The sequence below is a fragment of the Dokdonella sp. genome (assembly GCF_017744955.1).
GTDB lineage: Bacteria > Pseudomonadota > Gammaproteobacteria > Xanthomonadales > Rhodanobacteraceae > Dokdonella_A.
The window spans coordinates 272,569-295,611 of sequence record NZ_JAGIAG010000001.1 but is presented as its reverse complement, the minus strand read 5'-3'; the positions used below and the strand labels follow the sequence as shown (position 1 = coordinate 295,611).

Sequence of the window (23,043 nt, the reverse complement as noted above, 5' to 3'; positions counted from 1 at the left end):
TCGCGGTGATGTGCGTCCGCGCGATTTTCCGTCGGTGCCGATTCGGTCCGAGTCGCGTCAATCCGCGATTTCGTCGTAGCCGCGACCGAGGAATTGAAGCAGGCAGAAACCGTGGCCGAACGGATCGGCGAGCGTCGCGACGCGTCCCCAGTTGGCCGTGCGCGGCGAACCTTCGAGCATGGCGCCGGCGTCGAGCGCGCGCTGCAGCGCCGCGTCGAGATCGGCGACGACGAAGTCCAGATGCACCGGCGTCCAGTGGCGGCGATAGTCGCGCCGCTGCGAGGTCGCGTCGCCGGCCATGCTGTCGGCGTCCTTGCGCAGCAGGTAGAGCGGCGAGCTCGCGCCGAGCAATTCGACGACCTCGCCACCGAAGCGGCGGCCGACGCGCAAGCCGAGCGCATCGACGTAGAACGCCTCGGCCCGGTCGAGATCGTCGACGTCGATGTTCGCCAGCAACGGCAGCGGCGAGGTCATCAGGGCTTCGGCGCCGGATCGCGTTTCGACGGTTTCGCCTTCGTCGGCTTGTCCGGCGTCGCTTTCGCGTCGCCCGCCTTGGCCGCTTCGGCCTCGCGCTTCCATTGCTCGAGCATGGCGGCGCGCAGCGCGTCGGGTGTCGGGGTCAGTTCGGCCGCCTGCGGCGGCTCGTCGGGCTTGCCGGTGTCGAGGTAGCGCTTCAGCCGCGCGACCTGCGTGCCGAGCATCTCGTCGACTTGCGGCGCCAGCGCGTCCAGTCCGCTCGCGCCGGCGCCGTTGACGCGGTATTCGACGTCGATGCGCGTCGAGCCGTCGTCGTTGCTGCGAATCCAGAAGCTCAGGATGCCTTTCAGCGCGAATTCCTGCAGCGGGCCGAGCGCGGCGTCCAGGCGCAGCAGGTTGTCGGGCAGCGCCATGATCACGCGGCCGTGCTCGGCGCTGCCGCCGGGCCAGCGCTCGCAGAAGCAGCCGCCGGCTTCGGCTTTCAGGCTCAGGTTCGACGCCTGCCCGGACCAGGTGTGCTCGCCGCTCCACCACGCGGGCACCGCGACAATCGCCGCGTAGGCTTTCGCCGGCGTCGCCGCGACCTGCTCGGAGTAGGCGACGAAGAAGCCGTCGGCGGCGGCCTGGCGGACTTCGGCGTTGGCCGTGACGCCGAAGGCGGACAGCGAGGCGAGCAGGGCAGCGAGCGGGATTCGTTTCATCGGAAGATTCCAGTCGACGCGTCGGGCGGGGTGTCTTCGAAGAAAGTCGCCGCGCGGGCGATTCTACGAATTGGGGTGCGGATCAAGTGCACAAGCCGCCGTGCCGGGTGAGCATGGCCACTGGATCGCGAGCCGCGCATTGCCGCAGATGTTTCGGGGCGCTATATGGACGCCACCGCGGCGCAATAGTTTCGCGCAAGCCGCGGTGCCTTGGCGAAAACTGCCCATATGAAGTAATATCAATCCGTACTTCATTCATGGAGTCACGCATGAGCGACCTGGCCTTGCGCCAACCGGCCCCTTCCGCCGACCTCGGCGGTCCGGCGCTGCGCGCGTTCTTCGCCATCGCCGAGCACTGGGGCCTGCGCATCGCCGAGCAGCGCCGCCTGCTCGGCGACCCGCCGGAATCGACGTTCTACAAGTGGAAGCGCGAGCGCGCCGGCGCATTGTCGCGCGACGTGCTCGAACGCATCAGCTACGTGCTCGGCATCTACAAGAACCTGCAGATCCTGTTTCCGGAGGCCGAGCGCGCCGATGCCTGGGTGCGCAAGCCGAACGAGGCGCCGACCTTCGGCGGCCAGTCCGCGCTGGAGCGCATGCTGTCGGGCAACGTCGCCGATCTGTACGTCGTGCGCCAGTACCTCGACGCGCAGCGCGGCTGGAACTGACATGTCGCCGGCGCCGCCGCCCGAGAAGCGCATTCGCTGGACGCGCGCCTACCGCATCGTGCCGAGCCGCTTTCCGCCGGTCGGCGTGTTCGATCGCGTCGCCGATCCAGCCGATCTCGACGCGCTGTACGAGATCGAGGCGCTGACCAATCCGCGCCTGCGCGAGGAACTCGGCAGTCTGTCGATGCTGCCGAAGGAGCGGCGCGTCAGCGGTCCCGGCACGACGCCGATCATGGCCGCGTTCACGCATTTGAATCCCGACGGCAGCCGCTTCTCCGACGGCAGCTGGGGCGTGTTCTACGCCGCGCACAGCGTCGCCACCGCGGTCGAGGAAACGGTGTATCACCGCGAGCGCTTCCTGCGCGCCACCCGTGAAGCGCCGCTCGACGTCGAGATGCGGTGCTATCGAACCGCGATCCACGGCCGCCTGCACGATCTGCGCGGCGGTTGGAAGGCGATGCACGATCCGACCGACTACGCCGCCAGCCAGGCGCTCGCGCGCACGCTGCGCGAGGACGGCTCGGACGGCGTCGTCTACGACAGCGTGCGCCACGCCGGCGGCGAGTGCGTCGCGTTGTTCTATCCGGATCTCGCCGCACCGTGCGTGCAGGCGCAGCACCTGATCTACCGCTGGGACGGCGAGCGGATCGCGGCCGTGCTCGAAGTCACTGAGTTGGCGCGCAAGCGCTAGGGCCGCTTCGGCCGCGCCGCACCGGCCGATTCGCGTGCGGCCGCGACGACTTCTTCGATCGCCGCGACCACCGCCTGCGGCTGATCGAAATGGATGTCGTGGCTCGCGTTCGGAACGATGCGCTGGACGCCGCGCGTCGACAAGCCGGCGACGTTGCGCTGCTGCTCCAGCGTGCGTCGGCCGTCTTCGTCGTCGGGCAGGCCGCTCGGCGTCTCCGACAGCGCGCGCGTGAGTACGATCATCGGCAGGTCGCCGTAGGGCCGCCATCCGAGCAGCAGCTGATAGGGGCTGTCTTCGTCGTAGGCCAGCGTCTCCCACAGGCGCGCCTGCAGAAAGCTCGGCGTTTGCTCGAGCCGCATGTAGACGCGGCTGATCGCGTCGGCGTAACGCCCATTGAGGGCGGCCGTCACGCAGCGCGCGTGGTCGAGCGTGCCTGGAACGAAGCCGCGTCGCGCCGCTTCGATGCACGGCTCCGCTTCCGCGAGGGTGCGCGCGCGGCGCGCCTGGATTCTTTCCGGCGTCGCACGCGCTCGAAACGCCTCGTGCCAGTGGTACTCCTCGGTCGAGCCGTCGTCGAGCACCAGGCCGGCCACTTCCGCGCGATAGATGTCCGCGTACAAGCGCACGTTCCTGCCGCCGTAGGAATGTCCGACCAGCACATAGGGCGGTTCGACCGCCGCCGCCTGCAGCAGCCGGTGCAGGTCGTCGACGATGTTCGCGCTGGTGCCGGGCCGCTGCGCGGGATCGCTGAAGCCGAGGCCGGCGCGATCGTAGGCGCAGGCGCGCGTGGTCTTCGCGACGACGGGCTGCACCAGGCCCCAGATCTGGCTCCAGTTGGCCAGTCCCGCGTCGAAGACGACGGTCGGCGATCCTGCGCCGACGCAGTGAAGATTGAGCCGCCGTCCGCCGCCGACGTCGACCAGCCGTTGCGGCGCGGCGTAGGCCGTGTCGACGATCGTTTGCTGGTTCCGTTCACCGGCGCCGAATGCCGCGGCCGGCACGCTCAGCGCGAACCCGAGCAGGCGACGCAGAACCGGAAGCGGTGCGCGTCGCACGGCGCTTCGGTTCAGACGTCGCCGTCCTGCGCCCAGCCTTCGCCGTTGCCGCGCTGGAACACGCGGTCGCTGTCCAGCACGGAGCCGGCCGGCACCGAGTCGAGCGCCGCCAGTTCGGCGTAGATCGGCGTGAAGTCCGGCCGCGTCGCGTCGATCAGCTGTTCGAAGCTGTCGATGACGAAGTAGGTCTTCTGGTAGGTGTCGATGCGATAGCGCGTGCGCATGATGCGCGCCAGATCGAAACCGATGCGGTTCGGCGCGGCCGATTCGAGGCAGTGGATCGACTCGCCCTTCGACGACACGATGCCGGAGCCGTAGATGCGCAATCCGCCGTCCTGGCGGATCAGGCCGAACTCGACCGTGTACCAGTACAGACGGGTCAGGTTGACCAGCGCCTCGGCGCCGACGCCGTGCGCCTTCACGCCGCCGCGGCCGTAGGCCTGCATGTAGTCGGCGAAGACCGGATTGAGCAGCAGCGGCACGTGGCCGAACAGGTCGTGGAACAGGTCCGGTTCGGCGATGTAGTCGATCTGCTCGGGCTTGCGGATCCACCAGGTGACCGGGAAGCGGCGGTTCGCCAGGTGATCGAAGAAGGTCAGCTCGGGCAACAGGCCCTCGACGCCGACGAGTTCCCAGCCGGTGGTCTTCGCCAGCACCTCGTTCAGTTCGTCGAAGCGCGGGATCGCGTCCGGCGTCATGCCGAAGCGCTGCTGGTTGTCGATGAACTCGCGGCAGGCTCGGCCCTTCAGCACTTCGCGCTGGCGTTCGAACAGGATCGCCCAGGTTTCGTGGTCCGTGCGCGAGTAGCTGTTCCAGGGCTGCTCGACCACGGCGGTGGTGTAGACCGGCACGTAGCCCTTGTCGGTCTGCTGGTGTTCGACGCGGCGCGGCGTGGCGTTCATGACGTGATTTCCTGTGCGCTCGTCCGTGATCGCGAATATCGGGAGCGGCCGTCCGTCGCCGCGTCTTTCAGGGGTAGGCGCGAAGCTTAGCGCGGTTCGACCGGCGCTGCGCCGTCAGTGCACGGTCGGCGGACTGTCCTCGCGCGGACGCGGGCGGAACACGATGACGCGGCCGCGCTGGTCGTCTTCCGGCCTGCGCTGCCACAGCACCGGAACGTTCGCCGCGCGCGGCAGTTCGAGTTCCTCGTCGGGCAGCGGTTCGACCGCTTCCTCGTCTTCCCACGAATAGCGCTTGCGCGGTGGCAGCGGATCGCGCGCGCGCAGCAGCACGGCGGCGATCAGGCCGGCGACCGCGCCGGCGAGGTGGTATTCGAAACTGACGTTCGCCTCGCGCGGCAGCACCGTCATCAGCATGCCGCCGTAGAGGAAGAACACGACCAGCGAGACGACCACCGCGAGGCGATCGCGCCGCAGCAGGCCCATCACGAACAGGAAGAACATCAACCCGTGCGCGATGCCGCTGGCACCGACATGCGTGGAAGACCGCGCGAACAGCCAGACGGCGAGACCGGAGGCGAGCCAGATCGCCGGTAGCGCCAGCCGCGCCGCGCGCGGATAGCAGTAGAGGGTCAAGGTCGCGAGCAGCGCCAGCGGCAGCGTGTTCGACATCAGATGGTCGAACGAGGCGTGCGCGAACGGCGCGGTCAGGATGCCGATCAGGCCGTCGAACTGGCGCGGCCGCACGCCGAGGCTATCGAGCGGCCAGCCGAGCAGCCAGGCCAGGCCCCAGGCGACCCAGATGCCGGCGAGCAGCGCCATCGCGCCGACCACGGCGTAGCGCACGCGCTCGCGATCGTTGGCGACGACGGTGGCGGTCGGTTCCGGGACGGGGCGCGCGAGGTCCATGCCGGCATCATGGGGATGTGGCCGCGCCGCCTCAAGCCGGCGCCGCGTTCAGCCGGCGTCGCGGCGCGGCGGGAAGCGCAGGCTGGCGACGATCGAGGCGCCGATCAGCAGCGCGACGACGCCGAGCGCGATGCCGATCGGGATCTTGTAGACGTCGGCGATCAGCATCTTGGTGCCGATGAACAGCAGCACCGCGGCGAGACCGTAGCTGAGCAGGTGGAAACGCTCCGCCGCGCCGGCGAGCAGGAAGAACATCGCGCGTAGGCCGAGCACGGCGAACACGTTCGAGGTCAGCACGACGAACGGATCCTCGGTGACCGCGAAGATCGCCGGGATCGAATCGACCGCGAAGATCACGTCGGTGACGGCGATCAGCAGCATCACCACGAACAGCGGCGTGTAGCGGTGCTTGCCGCCGTCGAGCACGCGCAGCGCGCTGCCGTGGAATTCCTTGGTCAGCGGCAGATGCTTGCGTATCCAGCGCAGCATCGGGTTGGCTTCCAGATCCGGCTCCTGGTTCGCCGCGAGCAGCATCTTCACGCCGGTGACGATCAGGAACAGGCCGAACAGGTAGAGGATCCAGTGGAACTTCGCCACCAGCGCGGCGCCGATGAAGATCAGGATCGCGCGCAGCACGATCGCGCCGAGCACGCCGAGCATCAGCGCGCGCTGGCGCTGCTCGGCCGGCACGGCGAAGTAGTTGAAGATCATCAGGAACACGAAGATGTTGTCGACCGCGAGCGACTTCTCGACCACGTAGCCGGTGAGGAACTCGAGCGCGATGTCGTTGGCCACCGCCCGGCCGGCCTGGCCGTCGAGCCACCACCACAGTCCCAGGTTGAAGGCGAGCGCGAGGCCGACCCAGGCCAGGCTCCACACCAGCGCCTCGCGAAAGGAGACGCGGTGCGGGCCGCCGCTGCGCAGGACGAGAAAGTCGACGACCAACGCCGCCAGCACGATCAACGTGAAGGCGGTCCAGAGACTGGTGGTTCCGATGCTGTGCATGCCGTGCTCCGAAAAGACGAGACCCCGCGAACCGACGGCACGCGGGGCCTTTGCGTTTTCGCAAGGCGCACCTTCACCGTAGTCCGCGAAGGTCTCGCTCGCAGGTTCGCTGGAACCTGCCTGCCGGACCGGAGTTTTCGATTCGCGTGAGAATCGAGACTCGTGCTGACGATCGCGGCAGCGGGAGCTACTCCCCTTCTGCGGTCGCGACAATAGCGGCGCGACCGTGCCGTGGCAAGCTCCACGCGCGTGCCAGTGGCGGCACGCGCGTTCAGGGGGTTATTCGTCCGCGAGCGGGCCCGCGGACAGCCAGTTACGGCACGAAGGCGATGCGGATCGCGTACAGCACGGCGATCGCGACCCCGACGACCGTGGCCGCGATGACCAGTCCGGCGACGACGCGCATCGCGGTGACGCCTTCGGAGTCGGTCTTGGGATCGGCGCCGACGCCGCGCACCTGCTGGCCGACCCAGTCCAGCGCCTGGCGCAGCGACTCGACGGTGCCGGCCGCGGCGCGCCCGGTGGCGTTCGTGGCCAATTGAGCGGCCTTTTTCGCGTCCTCGCCGAGCGGACTGGTGCGCGCCGTTTCGGCCGATTGCACGAGCTTGGTTTTCTCCAATCCCTCGCGCAGGGCCTTAGCGTCGCCTTCGGTGCGCAGCGTCTGCTGCGCGTCGGCGGGACGTTGCTGGTTGACGGTGCGCAGATCGGTCTGCGGCCGCGTCTGCGCGTCGTTCTGCGTGCGCGCCTGCTGCTGAGTCTGCGCTTCGTTCGGGGTCTTCGTCAGCGCCTTGTCGGCGGGCATGTCCGGCGGACGCTTGGCGTCGGCCGGCGCCTGCGGCAGCTGCGTCGGCGAATTGCGCAGGTCGCGCGCCGCGTTCTCGTTCTGCGCAGGCAATTGCTGCGGAGTGGCCGTGGTCGACGCCTGGCGGGCTTCCGCGGTCTGCTGGCCGAGCAACCCCGCCGCGCCGGCGGCCAGGTTCGCCAGTTGTCCGGGAATCGAGGACGGCAGTGCACCCTGCGCGGTCGCCTGCGCCAGGACGCCTGCGGCCTGCCCGGTTCCCACGAAGCCGCTCAACGGCACGGGCTGCGCCATCGGCGTAGCGGCGCGGTTCGTCGCCTGTTGCGCCTGGGTTTGCGCAGGCTGGGACGTCTGGGACGAGGGCGAGGTCTGCGCAGACGACGGCGATGCCTGCGGCTGGCCGGTGCGCAGCTCGGTGACGTTGCCGCCCCGGCTGGAAGTCGGATTCGATGCGCCTTCGTTGCCGCCCATCGGCGTCGTCGGCCGTCCGTCGTTCGCGCGGTTGGAGGACGGAGGGCCGCCCTCGTTGTGCGGCCCGCCCGGAAGATTCGGCTGCGTCCGCTCCGAATGGGCCGGCGCGCCGATGGGCCTGGGCGTATCCGGATGCCCGTGATTGTGGCCGTTCGGCCCCTGATGGTTCTGGCCCTGGTCGTCCGGTGTGATCCTGGAGGAGGAGGTGTCCGGATTGAGCTGGTTTCCCCCGCCGAGCAAGCGGCCGACACCTTCCAGCGTCGTATCGAGCACGCCGCCGACGGTCTTGATGACGCCGCCCAGGGTTCCGCTCAGGGTCTCCATCTGCTGACCCGGATGCATCTGGTTCTGCACGCCGAAGGCGTTGCCGCGAGGGATGTTTCCGCCGTTGTTGACCGGCGGCCCACCCGTGTTGATGGGCGGTCCACCGGTGTTCGACGGATTTGACGGCGGTGGCCGGCCTTCCTGGCGCGGCGTATCCCGCACGCCCGAGCGCTGCGTCACATCCCCTTTGGAATTCTCGGGGTCGCGCTCGGAGGGCTGTCGGTTGACGTTCTGCCCGTCGTTGTCGGTACCGCCGTCGTCGACGTTCTGGCCCTGGTCGTTCTGGTTCTGGACGCCACCGCCGGAACGGGTTCCGTCGGGCACGTGCTGGGTTCCCTGGAGCCCAGCGGCGACGGCGGGATCGATACCGCCTCCTCGGCCTACATTTAAGCCCATGACTTTCGGCCTCGTCTGGACGGAACGAACGGGTGGAGTGGGTCTTATACCGCAAGCAAAAGACGGGAGGGATTGGGGAAAACCCTAAGCCGCGACGCCGGACCTGCCGCTTTCCGGACGGCTGAACGAGCGCTTCGGTATCATTCGCGGCATGAGCCATACCGCCGCGGGCGCCCTGCCCCTGATCCAGCTGAAGACCGAGCGACGTTCGAACCATCCCTGGATCTTCCAGAAAATGGTCGAAAAGCCGGCGAACAAGCCGAAACCTGGCACGATCGTCGATATTGTCGATCGCGAGGGCACGTTCGCCGGCCGCGGTTTCTACAACGGCCATTCGCGCATCGCGCTGCGCGTCCTGACCGCCGATCCGGACGAGGCCGTCGACGAGGCGTTCTTCGCCCGTCGCATCGCCGCGGCCGTCGCGCTGCGGCGCGAGGTGCTGAAGCTCGACGCGGTCACCGACGCCTATCGCCTGATCCACTCCGAAGGCGACGGATTGTCCGGCCTGGTCGTCGACCGCTTCGCCGACACGCTGGTGATCGAATACTTCTCCGCCGGCATGTTCCGCCAGCGCGACCTGATCCGGCGCTGCCTGCTCGAGCACTTCCCCGACGCGAATCTGTACTGGTTCGCCGAGGAGCACGTGCAGAAGCAGGAAAGCTTCGACTGCGGCATTCCCTCGCCGCCGACGCCGACGGTGATCCGCGAGCACGACGTGGGCTTCCACGCCGCGCCGGGCACCAAGCACAAGACCGGTTTCTTCGCCGACCAGCGCGACAACCGCAAGACGCTGTCGGAGTTCTGCGCCGGCAAGCGCGTGCTCGACCTGTGCTGCAACTCCGGCGGCTTCGGCATCTACGCCAAGACCATCGGCGGCGCGGACGAAGTGGTCGGCGTCGACCTCGACGAGGAGATCCTCGGCATCGCCGAGAAGAACGCGCGCCTGAACAAGGCGCGCGTGCGCTTCGTGCAGGCCGACATCTTCCACTGGCTGCGCGACGCGGCGGCGAACAACGCCAAGCAGTTCGACGTCGTCATCCTCGATCCGGCCAAGATGACACGCGATCGCGAGCAGGTCATTCCGGCGCTGAAGAAATACCTCGACATGAACAAGCTCGCGCTCGGCGCGGTCAAGCCGGGCGGGATCTTCCTGACTTGCTCGTGCACCGGGCTGGTCAGCGAGGAGCAGTTCCTCGACATGCTGCGCCGCGCGGCGTTCTATGCCAACCGCACGGTGCAGGTGCTCAAGGTCAGCGGTGCCGGCCCCGATCATCCGTGGCAGGCGCACGTGCCCGAATCGCGCTATCTCAAGGCCGCGCTCTGCCGCGTCGAGTAATCGGCGCACCGGAAAATCCGGATCCTCGTCATCCTTGCGAAAGCGGGGATGACGAGGACTTCCCGATGCTTCACTTGCCGGCAGCGGGACTCGTCGCCGGAATGCGGTCGGCCAGCACCAGCTCCGCGCGCATCGACCGGTCGCCGCGGCGATAGTCGACGGCCAGGTGCGTGCCGGCCGGCAGATCGCGCAGGCGTTGGCGCCATTCGGACAGCGACCGCTTCGCGACCGCTTCCCCGTCGATCGCCGTGATCAGATCGTCGTCGCGCAGTCGCGCGCGCGCGGCGGCGCTGTCGGCGGCGACGTCGACGATCTTCAGTCCCTCGCCGGCGCCGAGCAGCCACAGGCCGCTGCGGTCGAACGCGTCGGGCTTGGCGAAGTCCGCATTCGGCGCCAGGTACATGCGCTTGGCCGCGTAGTCGAACGCGACCGTGAAGCGCTTCAGCACGCCGCCGCCGAGATTGGCCTGCGGATCGACCGCGGCGAACGCACTCTTCTCGCCGAGAAAGAGATCGCCGGCGACGCCGTCGATCGCCACCGCGCCGAGTTCGAGCCGACCCAGGCGCACCGGCCGGCCGCGCGACGCGCCGCCGACACCCCAGCCGATCACCGCCTCCGGCGCGGCGCGGTACTTCGCCGCGAGGCCGTGCTCCTTCGCGAACGGCGAGTGCATGGTCAGCGACACGCGCGAACCGGTGTCGACGCTGATGCGCAGCGGCACGCCGTCGAGCTTGCCGGCGACGATCGGAATGCGCTCGGCCAGCTCGAACGGCACCGCGGTGGCGGCCGGCGGCGGCGTGAACTTCGCCGGGTCGGCCAATATCAGCTCGTGCGCGGCGTAGTCGATGGTGACGCCGAAGCGGCGGAACATCTCGTAGCCGACCAGACCGTCGCTCTCGAAGCCTTCGACGGCGGGCAGCGAGCCGAGATCCATGATCATGAACACCGGCTCGGCCAGCCTGGCGTCGCCGACGCGGACTTCCTTCGCATGGGCGAACGCGACGTCGACGGTTTCGTCGCCCGCGCCGCGCCCGGCCAGCTTGCCTTCGCCCTTCAGACCGAACTTCGCCGCCGCCGCCGGCGTGAGCAGGTTCGCGCCGCCGGTGTCGACCAGGAAGCGCGCCTTCCTGCCGTCCAGCTCGCCGTCGACATAGATGTGGTTGTTGACCAGCTGGAAAGGGATCCGCGTGACACCGGCCACATTGTCGATGCGCGCCGTCGGCGCCATCGCCGGCGCGGCGAAGTCGGCGTCCTTCACCGGCACGTTCCACGCCACGCGCTCGATGCGCACCTCGGTGCGCTGGCGCGGCTCGATGCGGCCGTCGGCGTCGGCGAGATCGGTGACCGAGCGGAACGGCAGGCGCCGGCCGTCGACGTTGCGCCAATCGTCGAACACGGTGGTGGCGGTGTCCTGCCCCTGGCGCTGCACGACGCGGGCGAGCAGGTGCGTGGCCGGATCGAACCAGAGGCCGACCGGGTCGCCGCCGTCCGGCGTCGCGGTGACGACGTCGTAGCGATGCCCGTCCGTTTCGCGAACCTCGGCCCGATCCAGACGCGCAGGATGGCGCTCGGGATACCAGTAGCCGTGCGCGTCGAGCCAGGCCTGGCTCGACGCGCGACGCCTGGCTTCGGCGGCGTCGAGCAGCGCGACTTCGCCGCCCGGATCGCGGGTCCAGCCGATGCGGCCGTCGTAGCCGTCGGCGCCCTCGATCGGGCCGAGCCGGTACTGGCTGGCCGAGCGTCCGCGCACCAGGTCCTGGATCGCGCGGTACGTGCCGTCGAGTCCGCCGGCGCTCAGGCTGCCGTGGCTTTCGAGCGTCTTCGCCGCGTCCCAGTGCGCGCCGCCGCTGGCTTCCTTGTAGCGCGCGAACAGCGCGGCCGCGTCGTCCGCCGGCGCGCTCCGCGCACCGGCGGAAACCGCCGCGAGCAGCAGCAGGCTCGCACAAACGTGCTTCAACATCGTCGTTCTCCGTGGTGATTCGGCGGCGCTTGCATAGCGGCGCCGTTATTTGAATAATTCAATGAAATTTCAAAAGAGGCAACCCAACCGATGGCACGGAGGAAGCGGGCGGTACTGGAAACCGCCGACGAGATCGGCCTGCTGGCCTCGCCGGCGCGCATCGAGATCGTCGACACGCTGGAGGCGCTCGGCGGCGCCGTTTCGGTGGCCGAGCTGGCGGCCCAGCTCGGACGTCCCGCGGACGGGCTCTACTACCATCTGCGCCAGCTCGCCGCCGGCGGGCTGATCGAGGAGGAGATCGCCGCCGACGGCCGGCGCTATCGCACGCGCACGCGCCGCGGCGACCGCCTGCGTCTGCGCTACCGGCCCGGCGCCACCGCCAACGCCAAGGCGGTCGAACGCGTCGCCGCCAGCGTGCTGCGCGTGGCCGGACGCGACTTCGCGCGCGCGATCGCCGACGGCGATTCGGTCGTCGAGGGGCCGCGGCGCGAACTGTGGGCGGCGCGCGGCAAGGGCTGGGTCGGCGCGGACGACCTCGCCGAGATCAATCGCCTGCTGACGCGCCTGATGGACCTGCTGCAGCAACCGCGCAAGAAGCGCGGCGGGCGCCTGATCGCGTTGTCGTGGGTGCTGGCGCCGATCGACGCGCGCCCGGCGCGTCGCGGCGAGGCGGCACCGAAGAAACGCCAGCGCAGCGCCTGATCGCGGCCGCGCCGGCGGGAACGACGGCGCGGCCCGCGCGCGACATCTTGCTAGACTTCGCGCTCGCAGTTCGCAAGGCAGCCGCATGAAGAAGTCCAAGCCGTCCGTGAAGAAGATCGAGCCGGTCAGCCAGACGCAGGCCGAGGACGCGATCCGCGTCCTGCTGCGCTGGGCCGGCGAGGATCCCGCGCGCGAAGGGTTGCTCGACACGCCCAAGCGCGTGGCCCTGGCGTATCGCGACTGGTTCTCCGGCTACGCCACCGATCCGGCCGACTACCTGCGCCGCACCTTCGAGGAAGTCGCCGGCTACGACGAGATGATCGTGCTGCGCGACATCGAGTTCGAATCGTTCTGCGAGCACCACATGGCGCCGATCATCGGCCGCGCCCACGTCGGCTACCTGCCGACCGACAAGGTGGTCGGCATCAGCAAGCTGGCACGCGTGGTCGATGCCTACGCGCGGCGCTTCCAGGTGCAGGAAAAACTGACCGCGCAGATCGCGCACTGCATCGAGGACGTGCTCAAGCCGCGCGGCGTCGGCGTCGTCGTCGACGCCGTGCACCAGTGCATGACCACCCGCGGCGTGCACAAGCGCGGCGTGTCGATGATCACCAGTCAGATGCACGGCAGCTTCCGCGAGGACGCGCGCACGCGCGCCGAGTTCCTGCGCTTCATCGACATCCACAACCGTTGACCGCACGTCGGGCGCCGCCGCCCGACGCTTGGATCTTGCCGCGCACTTCCGGAGCGCCGCGATCGGCCGGCACCGGCCCGGCCGGCGGCGAAAACTGCATCGCGCCGTGCCGAGCAACGGCGTCGACGGCACGGGCGGCGATCGCCGATTCGTACAATCCGCGCGACACGCGATCGGCTAAGCTGCGCGCCCACGCCGCCCTCGACCGCCGGATACCCGCTTGAACGCCTCCCCCACCGAGCCGCGGCGCGCCGCGCTGATCTTCATCTTCGTGACCGTGCTGATCGACATCCTATCGTTCGGCCTGATCATCCCGGTGCTGCCGCACCTGATCGAAGGTTTCCTGAACGGCGACGTCTCGAAAGCGGCGGTCTGGTACGGCTGGTTCGCCACCGCGTTCATGGCGATGCAGTTCCTGTTCACGCCGGTGCAGGGCGCGCTGTCGGACCGCTTCGGACGGCGGCCGGTGATCCTGCTCTCCAACCTCGGCCTCGGTCTCGATTTCCTGATGATGGCGCTGGTCAACAGCCTGCCGCTGCTGTTCATCGGTCGCCTGATCTCCGGCATCACCGCGGCGAGCTTCAGCACCGCGAACGCGTACGTCGCCGACGTGACGCCGCCGGAAAAGCGCGCCGGCGCGTTCGGCATGATCGGCATGGCGTTCGGCATCGGCTTCGTCATCGCACCGGCGATCGGCGGCGTGCTCGGCGAGGTCAATCCGCGGCTGCCGTTCTGGCTCGCGGTGGGTCTGGCGCTGACGAACTTCCTCTACGGCCTGATCGTGCTGCCCGAATCCCTGCCGCCGGAGAAACGCTCGCCGCGCTTCGACTGGAGCCACGCCAACCCCATCGGTTCGCTGCGCTTGCTGCGCCGCTATCCGCAGGTGTGGGGTCTGATCGGCGTGCTGTTCCTGATGGCGCTCGCGCATATCGTCTATCCGAGCACGTTCGTGCTGTACGCCGACTACCGCTTCGGCTGGGGCCCGAAGATGGTCGGCTACACGCTCGGTCTGGTCGGCGTGCTCGGCATCATCGTGCAGGGCGGCTTGGTCAAGAAGATCGTCGCGCGCTTCGGCGAGCGGCGCACGCTGCTGATCGGCCTCGCCTGCGGCACGCTCGGCTTCGCGCTGTACGGCCTCGCGCCGACCGGCTACTGGTTCTGGGCGGCGTCGCCGATCGCCGCGCTGTGGGGCGTCGCCGGTCCGGCCGCGCAGGCGTTGATCTCGCACCAGGTCGACCCGACCGAGCAGGGCCGCCTGCAGGGCGCGATCGCGAGCCTGTCGAGCGTCGCCGGCATCCTCGCGCCGACCTTGTTCACGCGCACTTTCGCTGCCGTCACCGACGCGAACCTGCACGACGCCTGGGCCGGCATCACCTTCGGCCTCGCCGCGGTGATGGTCGGCGCCGCATGGCTGCTCGCCGCGCGTTCTTCCGCCTCGCTGCCGACGGCGATCGCCCCGGCGATGCCGATCGCGACGATCGCGCCGGAGGCTGTCGCGGAGAAGGCCGAACTCGACGTGCGGCCCGCGACCGACGAGGCGCGCTGAAGGCCGAGCGGTTCACGGCTCAGCCCAGCAGGAAATGGTTCTCGGGTGAGGCCAGGCGGAAACCGATGACGGATCGTTCGGCATACGCGCCCTCCCTGGCGAAAGGATCGCTTCCGGCGATCCTCTCCGCCTCCTCCTGCGTCGGACACTGCAGCACGAGGATCGCAGTTCCATCGCTGCACGGGCCGCACAGGATCACTGTGCCGGCGTTCGACAAGCCGGCAAGCCAGGCGACGTGGTCCTGCACCAGGGAGGGAGTCATCTTCTCAGACCGTGCATCGCCGAGCCTGACCAGGAAATGGGCCACGCGCACCTCGAAGCAGGCGGCTCGGCCGAGCCGCCCGTGTAATTCTGTCGCCCCGAGTGCGGTCCTAGGGGGCGTACTTCACGCTGCAGCCGTACGGCTCGGACGTCGGCACGCTGACCGCCTTGCCGGCCTTCAGCTCGGCCAGCACCTGCGGCACGTACTGTGTCGCCTTGGCGAGATCTTCCTTGTCCGCGCTGGCGATCGAATCGATGCCGCCCATGTAGCGCAGCGTGCCGCTGCCGTCGATGACGTACAGGTGCGGCGTCGTCTTGGCGCCGTAGGCATGGCCGATCTTGCCGTCGCCGTCGAACAGGTACGCGGTCGGCGCGGCGTGGTATTGCGTGAGGAATTCCTGCGCGCCCTTCGTGTCGAGATGGCCTTGCTTGCCGTCCGCGCCCGAATTGATCGTCAGCCAGACGACGCCGTCCTTGACCGCGTCGGCCTGCTGCTTGGGAATGTTGCCGCTGGAGTAGTGCTTCTGCACGAACGGGCAGCCGGGATTGTTCCACTCGAGCACGACGGTCTTGCCCTTGTACTGCGACAAGGTCTGCGTGTAGCCGTGGCTGTCGGTCGCGCTGAAATCCGGCGCGGGCTGGCCGACCGCGACGTTGGCCATCGCCGGCACGGCGGCGAGGCTGAGCGCGGTGGAGAAAAGCAGGCGAATCGCTTTCATGAGGGTTCTCTCGTTCGGGGAAGGGGCAACGACGTCACGGCGCGGTCGCCGGCGGATTCGCGGCGAGCGGCGCGCGCACGCGCCAGCCGCGCGGTCCTCCGACGCCGTCGGCGGTCAGCCACAGCTCGATGTCCGACGGCGCGGTGGTGAAGTATTCGCTCTTGCCGGCTTCGACGATCACCGCGTCGCCGTCGCGGCGGATCGTCGGCGGCTTGTTGTCGAACACCTTCCTCTGTGCGACGAACGCGTCGAGTGTCGCCGCCGCCGGCGGCAGGCCCGGACCGCTCAGCGTGACGACGAAGCGATCGCCGTCCTCGCGCGCGCTCGCCTTCCAGGCGGTCGCCTGCGGCTGCGCCAGGCGGGCGTCGGAGAATTGCCGGATCCAGCGCGTGTCGGGCTTGGCGTCCTCGCGCACGACCGGCAGTTCGATGCTGAGGCTGGCCTTGCCCGGGATGCATTCCTCGCGGCACATCAGCCATTTCGCCGTGACCGTGGCGCGCACGGTCGAACCGACGGTGGCCTCGGCCGGCACCGCGATCGAGATCGGCAGCAGCGTTTCGCCGTCGTAGCCGAAGTTGTAGAGGCCGCCGACCTCGAAGCGCTTCGGCACCGGCCAGGCGATCGCGTCGGCCTGGAAGCCGGCCGGCAGCGTCCACTCCAGCGTCGTCGGCAACCCGGAATCGCCGGGATTGACCCAGTAGGTATGCCAATGCGGCTGGTGGCGCAGCAGCAGGCCGAACTGTTCCGCTTGGCCCGGCACCAGCGCCGTGTGCTCGGCGACCAGTTCGACCTGTACCGGCTCGGCGTCGTCCTTCGCCGGCGCCGCGATCGACGTCGCGGCGGAGAAGGCGAGCAGGCTGGCGGTAGCGAGTCGGAGCATCGCGCGTGGTCCTCGCCGGTAACGTAGACGAATCGAGGTTAGCAATCCGTAACGGCGGCCGCAGCACCCCTTTCGGCACTCCCGCATCGTCCCCATTTTGGGCATCGTCGTGATGCGTCGAGATCGATGCGAGGAATGCCGATGCTGACTTTTCTGCTCTGGGTGTTGCTGCTGGTGTTCTGCTGGCCGCTGGCCTTGCTGGCGCTGGTGCTGTACCCGATCGTCTGGTTGCTGCTGCTGCCGTTCCGCCTGATCGGCTTCGCCGTCGAGGGCGTGTTCGAGCTGCTGCGCGCGATCATCCTGCTGCCGGCACGCCTGCTCGGCGGACGACCGGCGACGCGCTGAGGCGGCACGGCATGGACGCCGCACTCGATCCGCGCGCACGCGACGTGCTCGACCACTGGTTCGGCACGTCGGTCGACGATGCCGACGTGTTCGCCGAGAAAGGCGCGCTGTGGTTCGGCGCGGGTGCGGCCGTCGACGCGGAGATCCGCGCGCGATTCGCCGCGCTGCACGACGAGGCGGTCGCCGGCGAGCTCGATCCCTGGCTCGCCGTGCCGCACGGTCGGCTCGCCCTGGTGATCCTGGTCGACCAGTTTTCCCGCAACCTGTTCCGCGGCGCTGCGCGCGCGTTCGCGCACGATGCGCTGGCGCGCGCTTGGGTCGACGACGGCCTGCGCCTGGGCATCGACCGCGACCTGCGCCTGTGCGAGCGCGTGTTCTTCTATCTGCCGCTGGAGCATTCCGAATCGCTGGCCGACCAGCAGCATTCGGTCGCGTTGTTCACGACCTTGCGCAACGCCGCGCCCGCCGCGCTGCGCGCGCGCTGCGACGACTATCTCGACTACGCCGTGCGCCATCGCGACATCGTCGCGCGCTTCGGCCGCTTTCCGCACCGCAACGCGACGCTCGGGCGCGCCTCGACCGAGGCGGAGAGCGAATTCCTGCGCCAGCCGGGTTCCTCGTTCTAGCCGGAACCGGCATCCTTGGCGTCCGCTCGTACGGCCGGACCGAACCGCATGAAGAGCATTGCGCTCGTCTTGACCTGCGTCGCCGCCTCGGCGATTGCGGCGCCGCCCCGCTTCGCCGAGGACCTGCCGCCGGAAAGCGGCTACTCGGTCGTGCTGAAGCTGGTCCCGGGCGACGACGGCCAGGTCCGCTTCTGCACCTTGCACAGCGTGCACGAGGGAGCGCCCGAAGGGCAGGCGGTGAACGTGACGCCGGGCAGCGCCTACGTCGCCGATGCCTGCCGCAAGCTGTCCAAGAAGAAGTGGACGATCGAGCGCGACGCCGGCGGCGAGATCAAGGCGGCGTTCTACTTCTGCCGCTACCTCGAATCGGTTCCCGAGATGGCCTACTGCGAGCGTCGCTTCGGCGATTGAGCGCGACGGCGGCGATCAACCGAAAAACCAGTAGCACACCGCGATCGAGGCGATCACGCCGGCGAGATCGGCGAGCAGGGCGCAGCCGACCGCGTGCCGCGCGCGTTGGATGCCGACGGCGCCGAAATAGACCGCCAGCACGTAGAAGGTGGTCTCGGTGCTGCCCTGCACGGTCGCCGCGACCAGCGCCGGGAAGCTGTCCACGCCGTGGGTCTTCATCGTCTCGATCAGCATCGCGCGTGCGGCGCTGCCGGAGAACGGCTTGACCAGGGCGGTCGGCAGCGCGTCGACGAAGCGCGTGTCCCAGCCAAACGCGTGCACCAGCCAGCGGATGCCGTCGAGGGCGAAATCGAGCGCGCCGGACGCGCGCAGCACGCCGACGGCGCAGAGCATCGCGACCAGATACGGCAGCAGGTTCTTCGCGACCTCGAAACCCTGCTTGGCACCGTCGACGAAGCTCTCGTACACCGGCACCTTGCGCCAGGCGCCGGCGAGGAGGAACGCGATCACGATCGCGAACAGGGTCAGGTTGCCGAGCAGGGAGGACAGCCCCGCCAGCGCCGTCGCCGACAACGTCGCCAGCACCGCCATGAAGCCGCCGAGCAGGAGGCCGACCACGGCGAGCCAGATCAGCACCACCGGGTCGTGCAGCTTCAGGCGCTGCATGAACGCGACCGAGAACAAGCCGACCAGCGTCGAGGCACTGGTGGCGAGCAGGATCGGCAGGAACACCAGGGTCGGGTCGGCCGCGCCCTGTTGCGCGCGGTACATGAAGATCGACACCGGCAGCAGGGTCAGCGACGAGGCGTTCAGCACCAGAAACAGGATCTGCGCATTGCTGGCGGTGTCGGCGCTCGGGTTGAGCGTCTGCAGCTCGCGCATCGCGCGCAGGCCGATCGGCGTCGCCGCGTTGTCGAGGCCGAGCGCGTTGGCGGCGAAGTTCAGCGTGATCAGCCCGATCGCCGGATGGCCGCGCGGCACCTCGGGCATCAGCCGCCCGAACAGCGGCCCGAGCCAGCGCGCGAGCACGTCGACGACGCCGGCCGCCTCGGCGATGCGCAGCAGGCCGAGCCAGAGAGTCAGCGTGCCGAACAGCAGGATCATCACCTCGACCGACAGCTTGGCCATCTCGAACAGGCTGCCGACCATCGCGGCGAACACGCCGGCGTTGCCGCCGACCAGCCATTGCGCCAGCGCGGCGACGGTGGCGGTCAGGAAGAAGCCGAGCCAGAGACGGTTGAGCATCGAGACGGTCGCCGAGCGGCGAGGCGCCGCGCCGGCATCCTAAGCGGGTCGCGGCGCGCGCGTCACCCGCGCCGGCTCGACTCGCCCGGCCTAGGGAAAACCCGAACTCGGGTACGCCCGAGGCTGACGTGGCCAGTACGCGGGCGTACGGTGTGATCCACCCTCGCCAGCGGACGGCGTTTCCCCAGAATTTCCGAATCGAACGTCGAGGTACGCCATGTCTCCGGTTTCCGCCGTCCGTCCGAACGAATCCTCCTTCCGCGAAGTGCAGCCGAGCGCCACGCAGTACGCCAAGGCGGGCGATCTGGACCTCGGCGCGGCGCGCGCGACCGGTGACACCAGCACGCGCATCGACGGCAACGCGAGCAACAGCGGCGCGCGCACCACGCGGCAGACGCCGGACGGCAAGACCATCGCGGTCGATCCGCTGCACCAGGACGGCGACGTCTCCATCGCGCGCGAGCGCACCCTCGCCGACGACGGCCAGGGCGGCCAGTACGTCAGTTCCGACCAGCTGGTGGTGACCACCGGTCGCGGCGACGACCGCATCGCGGTGAAGAACAACACCGACGGCTCGCTCGCCGTCGACGTCAACGGGAAGGCCTACCAGTTCGAGATGGCCGACGCGCAGGCGCTGACCGTGCGCAGCGGCGACGGCAACGACACCATCGACGTCGCCTCCGACGTCAAGGTCAACCTGATCGTCGACGGCGGTGCGGGCGACGACACCATCACCACCGGCGCCGGCAACGACATCGTCGACGGCGGCCTCGGCAACGACAAGATCTCCACCGGCGCCGGCAGCGACGACGTTTTCGGCAACAGCGGCAACGACGTCATCGACGCCGGCGCCGGCAACGACGTCGTCTACGGCGGCGACGGTGACGACACCCTGCTCGGCGGCGCCGGCGCGGACTACCTCGAGGGCGGCGCCGGCAACGACCGCCTCGAAGGCGGCGACGGCCAGGACATGCTCTCCGGCGGCGTCGGCGACGACACCCTGATCAGCGGCGCCGGCGACGACCGCGTCTACACCGGCGCGGGCACCGACACGGTCGACAACGCGGCCGGCAAGGACGTCGTCTACGCGCAGCAGGGCGTGGATACCTTCACCGCGGCCAAGGGCGCCAGCAACCAGGTCGTCAACGTCGACCTGACCGGCTCGCCGGGCGCCAAGGGCGTCAAGCTGGAAGGCTCGCCGGCCTTCGTGCAGCGCGTGCAGGCCGACATGGACTTCCTGCAGGCCTCGCCGGTCGGCCGCCAGATGCTGGCCGAGTTCGACCGCGCCGCCGCCAACGGCAACAGCGTGACGATCCGCGAGCTGTCCAACGAAGAGAACGGCTACACCATGCCCGACGTCGCCGCCGGCGGCACCTGGGCCGACACCGAGATCACCCGCGGCCGCGCCGGCAAGGGCGACGACGCAGTCATCGCCTACAACCCCTCGTTCCACATGGACGCGTTCCCGGCGCCGGTCGGCGTGCTGTTCCACGAGATGTCGCACGCCTACAACGCGGTCACCGGCACGTTCCAGCCGGGCGATTATCGCGGCAGCGACGCGCAGGACCGCAACGCCGGCGTGCCGAACTCCGAGCGCCAGGCCGTCGGCCTGGAGAACAGCGGCGTGAAGTTCGACTTCGACCGCGACCCGTCCACGCCGAAGACAACCGCCAATCCGGTCGCGCTGAGCGAGAACGGCCTGCGCGCCGAACTCGGCCTGGATCTGCGCCTGCATTACGCGCTCTGAACATTCGCGCGTCTAAGCTCGGCGCGTGAACGCGATCATTCCGTTGCTGCTGGCCACGGCGGTGAGTACCGCCGCGGCGCAGCGCCTGCCGGATCCGCCGCCGATGACGGACGACACCTTGCCGAGCGCGACCGTCGAGGAAGGCGCGCTGCGCCTGACCGCGCAGTTCGGCTTCGACGCCGGCAAGCGCGAGCTGCGCCTGCGCTATCTCCTGCACAACGGCAGCCGACAGGCGGTCGCGATGTTCGATCGCGGCAACAGCCTCGCCGTCGCCCAGGGACGGCTCAAGGCCGCCACGCCGGCCGCGCCGACGACCGAGCAGGACAAGGACGGCCTGACGCTGCTGCACCGCGCCGTGCCGCTGCGCAAGCCGGCGCCGACCGTGCCGCCGGTGCCGCTCGCGGCGAGGGTCGCCGCCGGCGCCGAACTCGGCGGCGACGTGCTGGTGGACGTCGGCGACGCCGCGCGCCTGCGCTACTGCCTCGGCGTGGCGCCGTTCGACAAGGAGCTGTTCTCCTCGCGGCAGAAGATCGACGGCGTCGAGCTGTGGCGCGCGTCCTTCGAGGTCGTCGGCAAGCAGAAGATGCTGTGCACGCCGTGGTTCGACACCGCCAAGCGCGAGTTCGAAGCGAAGTAGGATGCGCGTGGCCCCCCCCACCCGGGCACACTGACGCATGACCGACGACCGCCGTCCCGACAAACCCTTCTCCGCGGCCTGCGAACGCAACCGCGATCCGATCCTCGCCGTGCTGCGCGACTGGTTCGCCGACCGCCGCCGCGTGCTGGAGATCGGCAGCGGCACGGGCCAGCACGCCGTGTATTTCGCACCGGTGCTGCCGCATGTGAGCTGGCAGACGTCCGAACGCGCCGAGGCGCTGCCGGGTCTGCAGGCGTGGCTCGACGACGCCAATCTCGCCAACACGCCGCCGCCGCTGACGCTCGAGGTCGGCGGGGTGTGGCCGCGCGAAACCTACGACGCCGTGTTCAGCGCCAATACGCTGCACATCATGAGCTGGCCCGAAGTCCAGATGCTGTTCGCCGCGCTGCCCGCGGCGACGACGCTGGACGCGAAACTCGCCATCTACGGCCCGTTCAACCATGCCGGCCATTACACCAGCGACAGCAACGCCGCGTTCGACGCTTCGCTGAAGGCACGCTCGCCGCAGATGGGCCTGCGCGACGCGGCCGAGGTCGACGCGCTCGCCGCGGCGGCGGGATTCGATCTCGTCGACGACGTGGCGATGCCGGCGAACAACCGCCTGCGCTTGTGGCGTCGCGTGCGGTGAGTGAGCCGGTACTGCTGTCGTGGAGCGGCGGCAAGGATGCGACGCTGACGCTGGAGCGCCTGCTCGCCGACACGCGCTATCGCGTCGCAGGACTGCTGACCACCGTTACCGCCGACTACGGCCGCATCGCCATGCACGGCGTGCGGCGTTCGATCCTGCATCGCCAGGCAGCCAGCCTCGCCCTGCCGCTGTACGTCGCCGAGCTCGCAGCAGATGCCGACAACGACGCGTACGAGACGGCGTTCGCTCACGCGCTCGCCACCGCGCGCGAAGTCGAACCCGAACTCGCCACCGTCGCATTCGGCGATCTGTTCCTCGCCGACGTGCGCGCCTGGCGCGAAGCGCAGCTCGCCCGCCACGGCTGGCGCGGCGTGTTTCCGTTATGGGGCGAAGACACGGCGCGCCTCGCGCAGGATTTCGTCGACCGCGGCTATCGCGCGATCCTGTGCTGCGTCGACACGAGGCAGCTCGCGGCCGACTTTTGCGGCCGCGAATACGACACTCACCTGCTCGAAGATTTACCGCCCGGTGTCGATCCCTGCGGCGAGAACGGCGAATTCCACACCTGCGTCTACGCCGGACCGTTGTGGCCCGAACCGCTCGCGCTCACGCAGGGCGAGCGCGTGCTGCGCGACGGGCGTTTCCAATACGTCGATCTGCTCGAACGCGGCGCCGCCTGAGGCGGCGTCGCGAATGCGAGGTCAGCGACTGGATTGTCCGCTCGGCGGTGTTGGCGCCGGCTGCTGATCGGGTGGCGGCTTGCAACCCGCCAGGGCGAACAGCAGGCCCAGCGCGGCGGCCGACAAGGTGAGGCGATTCAGCAAGGTTTTCATTGCTGCTTCTCCTTTCGTTGCACGATGGGTGCAGTCTCGCGCCGGCGACATGAGCGT

At 69.4% G+C, this 23,043-nt stretch carries 26 protein-coding genes; 13 read left to right on the top strand and 13 right to left on the bottom strand.

What is annotated here, in order from left to right:
• Positions 1-57: 57 nt before the first annotated feature.
• Both J7520_RS01210 and J7520_RS01205 read right to left on the bottom strand, forming a co-directional pair.
• Complete coding sequence (locus J7520_RS01210; protein WP_291182947.1) at positions 58-474, bottom strand: VOC family protein; 417 nt, start codon at positions 472-474, stop codon at positions 58-60.
• Positions 474-1,178: a hypothetical protein gene (locus tag J7520_RS01205; RefSeq protein ID WP_291182946.1), complete on the bottom strand. Its 705-nt coding sequence runs from the start codon at positions 1,176-1,178 to the stop codon at positions 474-476. The genes J7520_RS01210 and J7520_RS01205 overlap by 1 nt, the downstream gene beginning before the upstream one ends.
• Before the next feature lie 269 nt (positions 1,179-1,447).
• Between J7520_RS01205 and J7520_RS01200 the strand changes: the two genes are divergently transcribed.
• Both J7520_RS01200 and J7520_RS01195 read left to right on the top strand, forming a co-directional pair.
• Positions 1,448-1,846: an MbcA/ParS/Xre antitoxin family protein gene (locus tag J7520_RS01200; RefSeq protein ID WP_291182944.1), complete on the top strand. Its 399-nt coding sequence runs from the start codon at positions 1,448-1,450 to the stop codon at positions 1,844-1,846.
• A gap of 1 nt (position 1,847) precedes the next feature.
• On the top strand, positions 1,848-2,537 hold the full coding sequence (locus J7520_RS01195; protein WP_291182942.1) for an RES family NAD+ phosphorylase: 690 nt from the start codon (positions 1,848-1,850) through the stop codon (positions 2,535-2,537).
• On the opposite strand, the gene J7520_RS01190 is transcribed toward J7520_RS01195, so the two are convergent.
• The 5 genes from J7520_RS01190 to J7520_RS01170 form a co-directional block, all read right to left on the bottom strand.
• Positions 2,534-3,592, bottom strand: coding sequence for an alpha/beta hydrolase (locus J7520_RS01190; RefSeq protein ID WP_291182940.1), 1,059 nt, complete (start codon positions 3,590-3,592; stop codon positions 2,534-2,536). The two genes, J7520_RS01195 and J7520_RS01190, sit on opposite strands and share 4 nt — an antisense overlap.
• Before the next feature lie 11 nt (positions 3,593-3,603).
• A complete protein-coding gene (gene phhA, locus J7520_RS01185; RefSeq protein ID WP_291182938.1) occupies positions 3,604-4,494 on the bottom strand; it encodes a phenylalanine 4-monooxygenase in 891 nt (296 codons plus the stop codon).
• A 114-nt stretch (positions 4,495-4,608) separates the two neighbouring features.
• On the bottom strand, positions 4,609-5,400 hold the full coding sequence (locus J7520_RS01180) for a rhomboid family intramembrane serine protease (RefSeq protein ID WP_291182936.1): 792 nt from the start codon (positions 5,398-5,400) through the stop codon (positions 4,609-4,611).
• Positions 5,401-5,448: 48 nt separating this feature from the next.
• Positions 5,449-6,405 carry a TerC family protein gene (locus J7520_RS01175; RefSeq protein ID WP_291182934.1) on the bottom strand — a complete coding sequence of 319 codons (957 nt, stop codon included), beginning with the start codon at positions 6,403-6,405 and terminating at the stop codon, positions 5,449-5,451.
• A 313-nt stretch (positions 6,406-6,718) separates the two neighbouring features.
• A complete protein-coding gene (locus tag J7520_RS01170; RefSeq protein WP_291182932.1) occupies positions 6,719-8,323 on the bottom strand; it encodes a hypothetical protein in 1,605 nt (534 codons plus the stop codon).
• A gap of 223 nt (positions 8,324-8,546) precedes the next feature.
• On the opposite strand from J7520_RS01170, the gene J7520_RS01165 reads away from it, so the two are divergent.
• A complete protein-coding gene (locus tag J7520_RS01165) occupies positions 8,547-9,731 on the top strand; it encodes a class I SAM-dependent rRNA methyltransferase (RefSeq protein ID WP_291182930.1) in 1,185 nt (394 codons plus the stop codon).
• Between the two features lie 70 nt (positions 9,732-9,801).
• Here J7520_RS01165 and J7520_RS01160 read toward each other — a convergent pair whose 3' ends face one another.
• Positions 9,802-11,691: an aspartyl protease family protein gene (locus J7520_RS01160; RefSeq protein WP_291182928.1), complete on the bottom strand. Its 1,890-nt coding sequence runs from the start codon at positions 11,689-11,691 to the stop codon at positions 9,802-9,804.
• 90 nt (positions 11,692-11,781) lie between these two features.
• On the opposite strand from J7520_RS01160, the gene J7520_RS01155 reads away from it, so the two are divergent.
• From J7520_RS01155 to J7520_RS01145, 3 genes are all read left to right on the top strand, one after another.
• The gene (locus J7520_RS01155; protein ID WP_291182926.1) at positions 11,782-12,393 is read left to right on the top strand and encodes a helix-turn-helix domain-containing protein; all 612 of its coding nucleotides are present in this window, start codon (positions 11,782-11,784) and stop codon (positions 12,391-12,393) included.
• Positions 12,394-12,478: 85 nt separating this feature from the next.
• A complete protein-coding gene (gene folE, locus J7520_RS01150) occupies positions 12,479-13,087 on the top strand; it encodes a GTP cyclohydrolase I FolE (RefSeq protein ID WP_291182924.1) in 609 nt (202 codons plus the stop codon).
• Between the two features lie 220 nt (positions 13,088-13,307).
• On the top strand, positions 13,308-14,633 hold the full coding sequence (locus J7520_RS01145) for a TCR/Tet family MFS transporter (RefSeq protein WP_291182922.1): 1,326 nt from the start codon (positions 13,308-13,310) through the stop codon (positions 14,631-14,633).
• A gap of 19 nt (positions 14,634-14,652) precedes the next feature.
• Here the strand turns inward: J7520_RS01145 and J7520_RS01140 are convergent, their stop codons facing one another.
• The 3 genes from J7520_RS01140 to J7520_RS01130 all read right to left on the bottom strand — a co-directional run bounded on the left by J7520_RS01140 (position 14,653) and on the right by J7520_RS01130 (position 16,493).
• Positions 14,653-14,940 carry a YciI family protein gene (locus J7520_RS01140; RefSeq protein ID WP_291182920.1) on the bottom strand — a complete coding sequence of 96 codons (288 nt, stop codon included), beginning with the start codon at positions 14,938-14,940 and terminating at the stop codon, positions 14,653-14,655.
• Between the two features lie 64 nt (positions 14,941-15,004).
• Positions 15,005-15,613, bottom strand: a complete 609-nt coding sequence (locus J7520_RS01135) for a redoxin domain-containing protein (RefSeq protein ID WP_291182919.1) — start codon at positions 15,611-15,613, stop codon at positions 15,005-15,007.
• A gap of 34 nt (positions 15,614-15,647) precedes the next feature.
• Entirely contained in the window at positions 15,648-16,493 is an 846-nt protein-coding gene (locus J7520_RS01130; RefSeq protein ID WP_291182917.1) for a protein-disulfide reductase DsbD domain-containing protein, read from the bottom strand.
• 141 nt (positions 16,494-16,634) lie between these two features.
• Between J7520_RS01130 and J7520_RS01125 the strand changes: the two genes are divergently transcribed.
• The 3 genes from J7520_RS01125 to J7520_RS01115 are packed head-to-tail and all read left to right on the top strand — an operon-like array spanning position 16,635 to position 17,875.
• The gene (locus tag J7520_RS01125; RefSeq protein WP_291182915.1) at positions 16,635-16,838 is read left to right on the top strand and encodes a hypothetical protein; all 204 of its coding nucleotides are present in this window, start codon (positions 16,635-16,637) and stop codon (positions 16,836-16,838) included.
• 11 nt (positions 16,839-16,849) lie between these two features.
• Positions 16,850-17,464, top strand: a complete 615-nt coding sequence (locus J7520_RS01120) for a DUF924 family protein (RefSeq protein ID WP_291182913.1) — start codon at positions 16,850-16,852, stop codon at positions 17,462-17,464.
• A 48-nt stretch (positions 17,465-17,512) separates the two neighbouring features.
• The gene (locus J7520_RS01115; protein ID WP_291182911.1) at positions 17,513-17,875 is read left to right on the top strand and encodes a hypothetical protein; all 363 of its coding nucleotides are present in this window, start codon (positions 17,513-17,515) and stop codon (positions 17,873-17,875) included.
• 15 nt (positions 17,876-17,890) lie between these two features.
• Here J7520_RS01115 and J7520_RS01110 read toward each other — a convergent pair whose 3' ends face one another.
• Positions 17,891-19,120: a spore maturation protein gene (locus J7520_RS01110; RefSeq protein WP_291182909.1), complete on the bottom strand. Its 1,230-nt coding sequence runs from the start codon at positions 19,118-19,120 to the stop codon at positions 17,891-17,893.
• A 217-nt stretch (positions 19,121-19,337) separates the two neighbouring features.
• Here J7520_RS01110 and J7520_RS01105 point away from each other — a divergent pair, with 217 nt between their 5' ends.
• The 4 genes from J7520_RS01105 to J7520_RS01090 are packed head-to-tail and all read left to right on the top strand — an operon-like array spanning position 19,338 to position 22,833.
• The gene (locus tag J7520_RS01105) at positions 19,338-20,867 is read left to right on the top strand and encodes a M91 family zinc metallopeptidase (RefSeq protein ID WP_291182907.1); all 1,530 of its coding nucleotides are present in this window, start codon (positions 19,338-19,340) and stop codon (positions 20,865-20,867) included.
• 25 nt (positions 20,868-20,892) lie between these two features.
• Positions 20,893-21,504 (top strand): hypothetical protein, encoded by a 612-nt coding sequence (locus tag J7520_RS01100; RefSeq protein ID WP_291182905.1) that lies wholly within the window; start codon positions 20,893-20,895, stop codon positions 21,502-21,504.
• Between the two features lie 37 nt (positions 21,505-21,541).
• A complete protein-coding gene (locus J7520_RS01095) occupies positions 21,542-22,153 on the top strand; it encodes a DUF938 domain-containing protein (protein WP_291182903.1) in 612 nt (203 codons plus the stop codon).
• Positions 22,150-22,833 carry an ATP-binding protein gene (locus J7520_RS01090; protein WP_291182901.1) on the top strand — a complete coding sequence of 228 codons (684 nt, stop codon included), beginning with the start codon at positions 22,150-22,152 and terminating at the stop codon, positions 22,831-22,833. Before J7520_RS01095 ends, J7520_RS01090 begins: the two co-directional genes overlap by 4 nt.
• Before the next feature lie 21 nt (positions 22,834-22,854).
• Here J7520_RS01090 and J7520_RS01085 read toward each other — a convergent pair whose 3' ends face one another.
• Positions 22,855-22,986: a hypothetical protein gene (locus tag J7520_RS01085; RefSeq protein ID WP_291182900.1), complete on the bottom strand. Its 132-nt coding sequence runs from the start codon at positions 22,984-22,986 to the stop codon at positions 22,855-22,857.
• Positions 22,987-23,043: the final 57 nt, after the last annotated feature.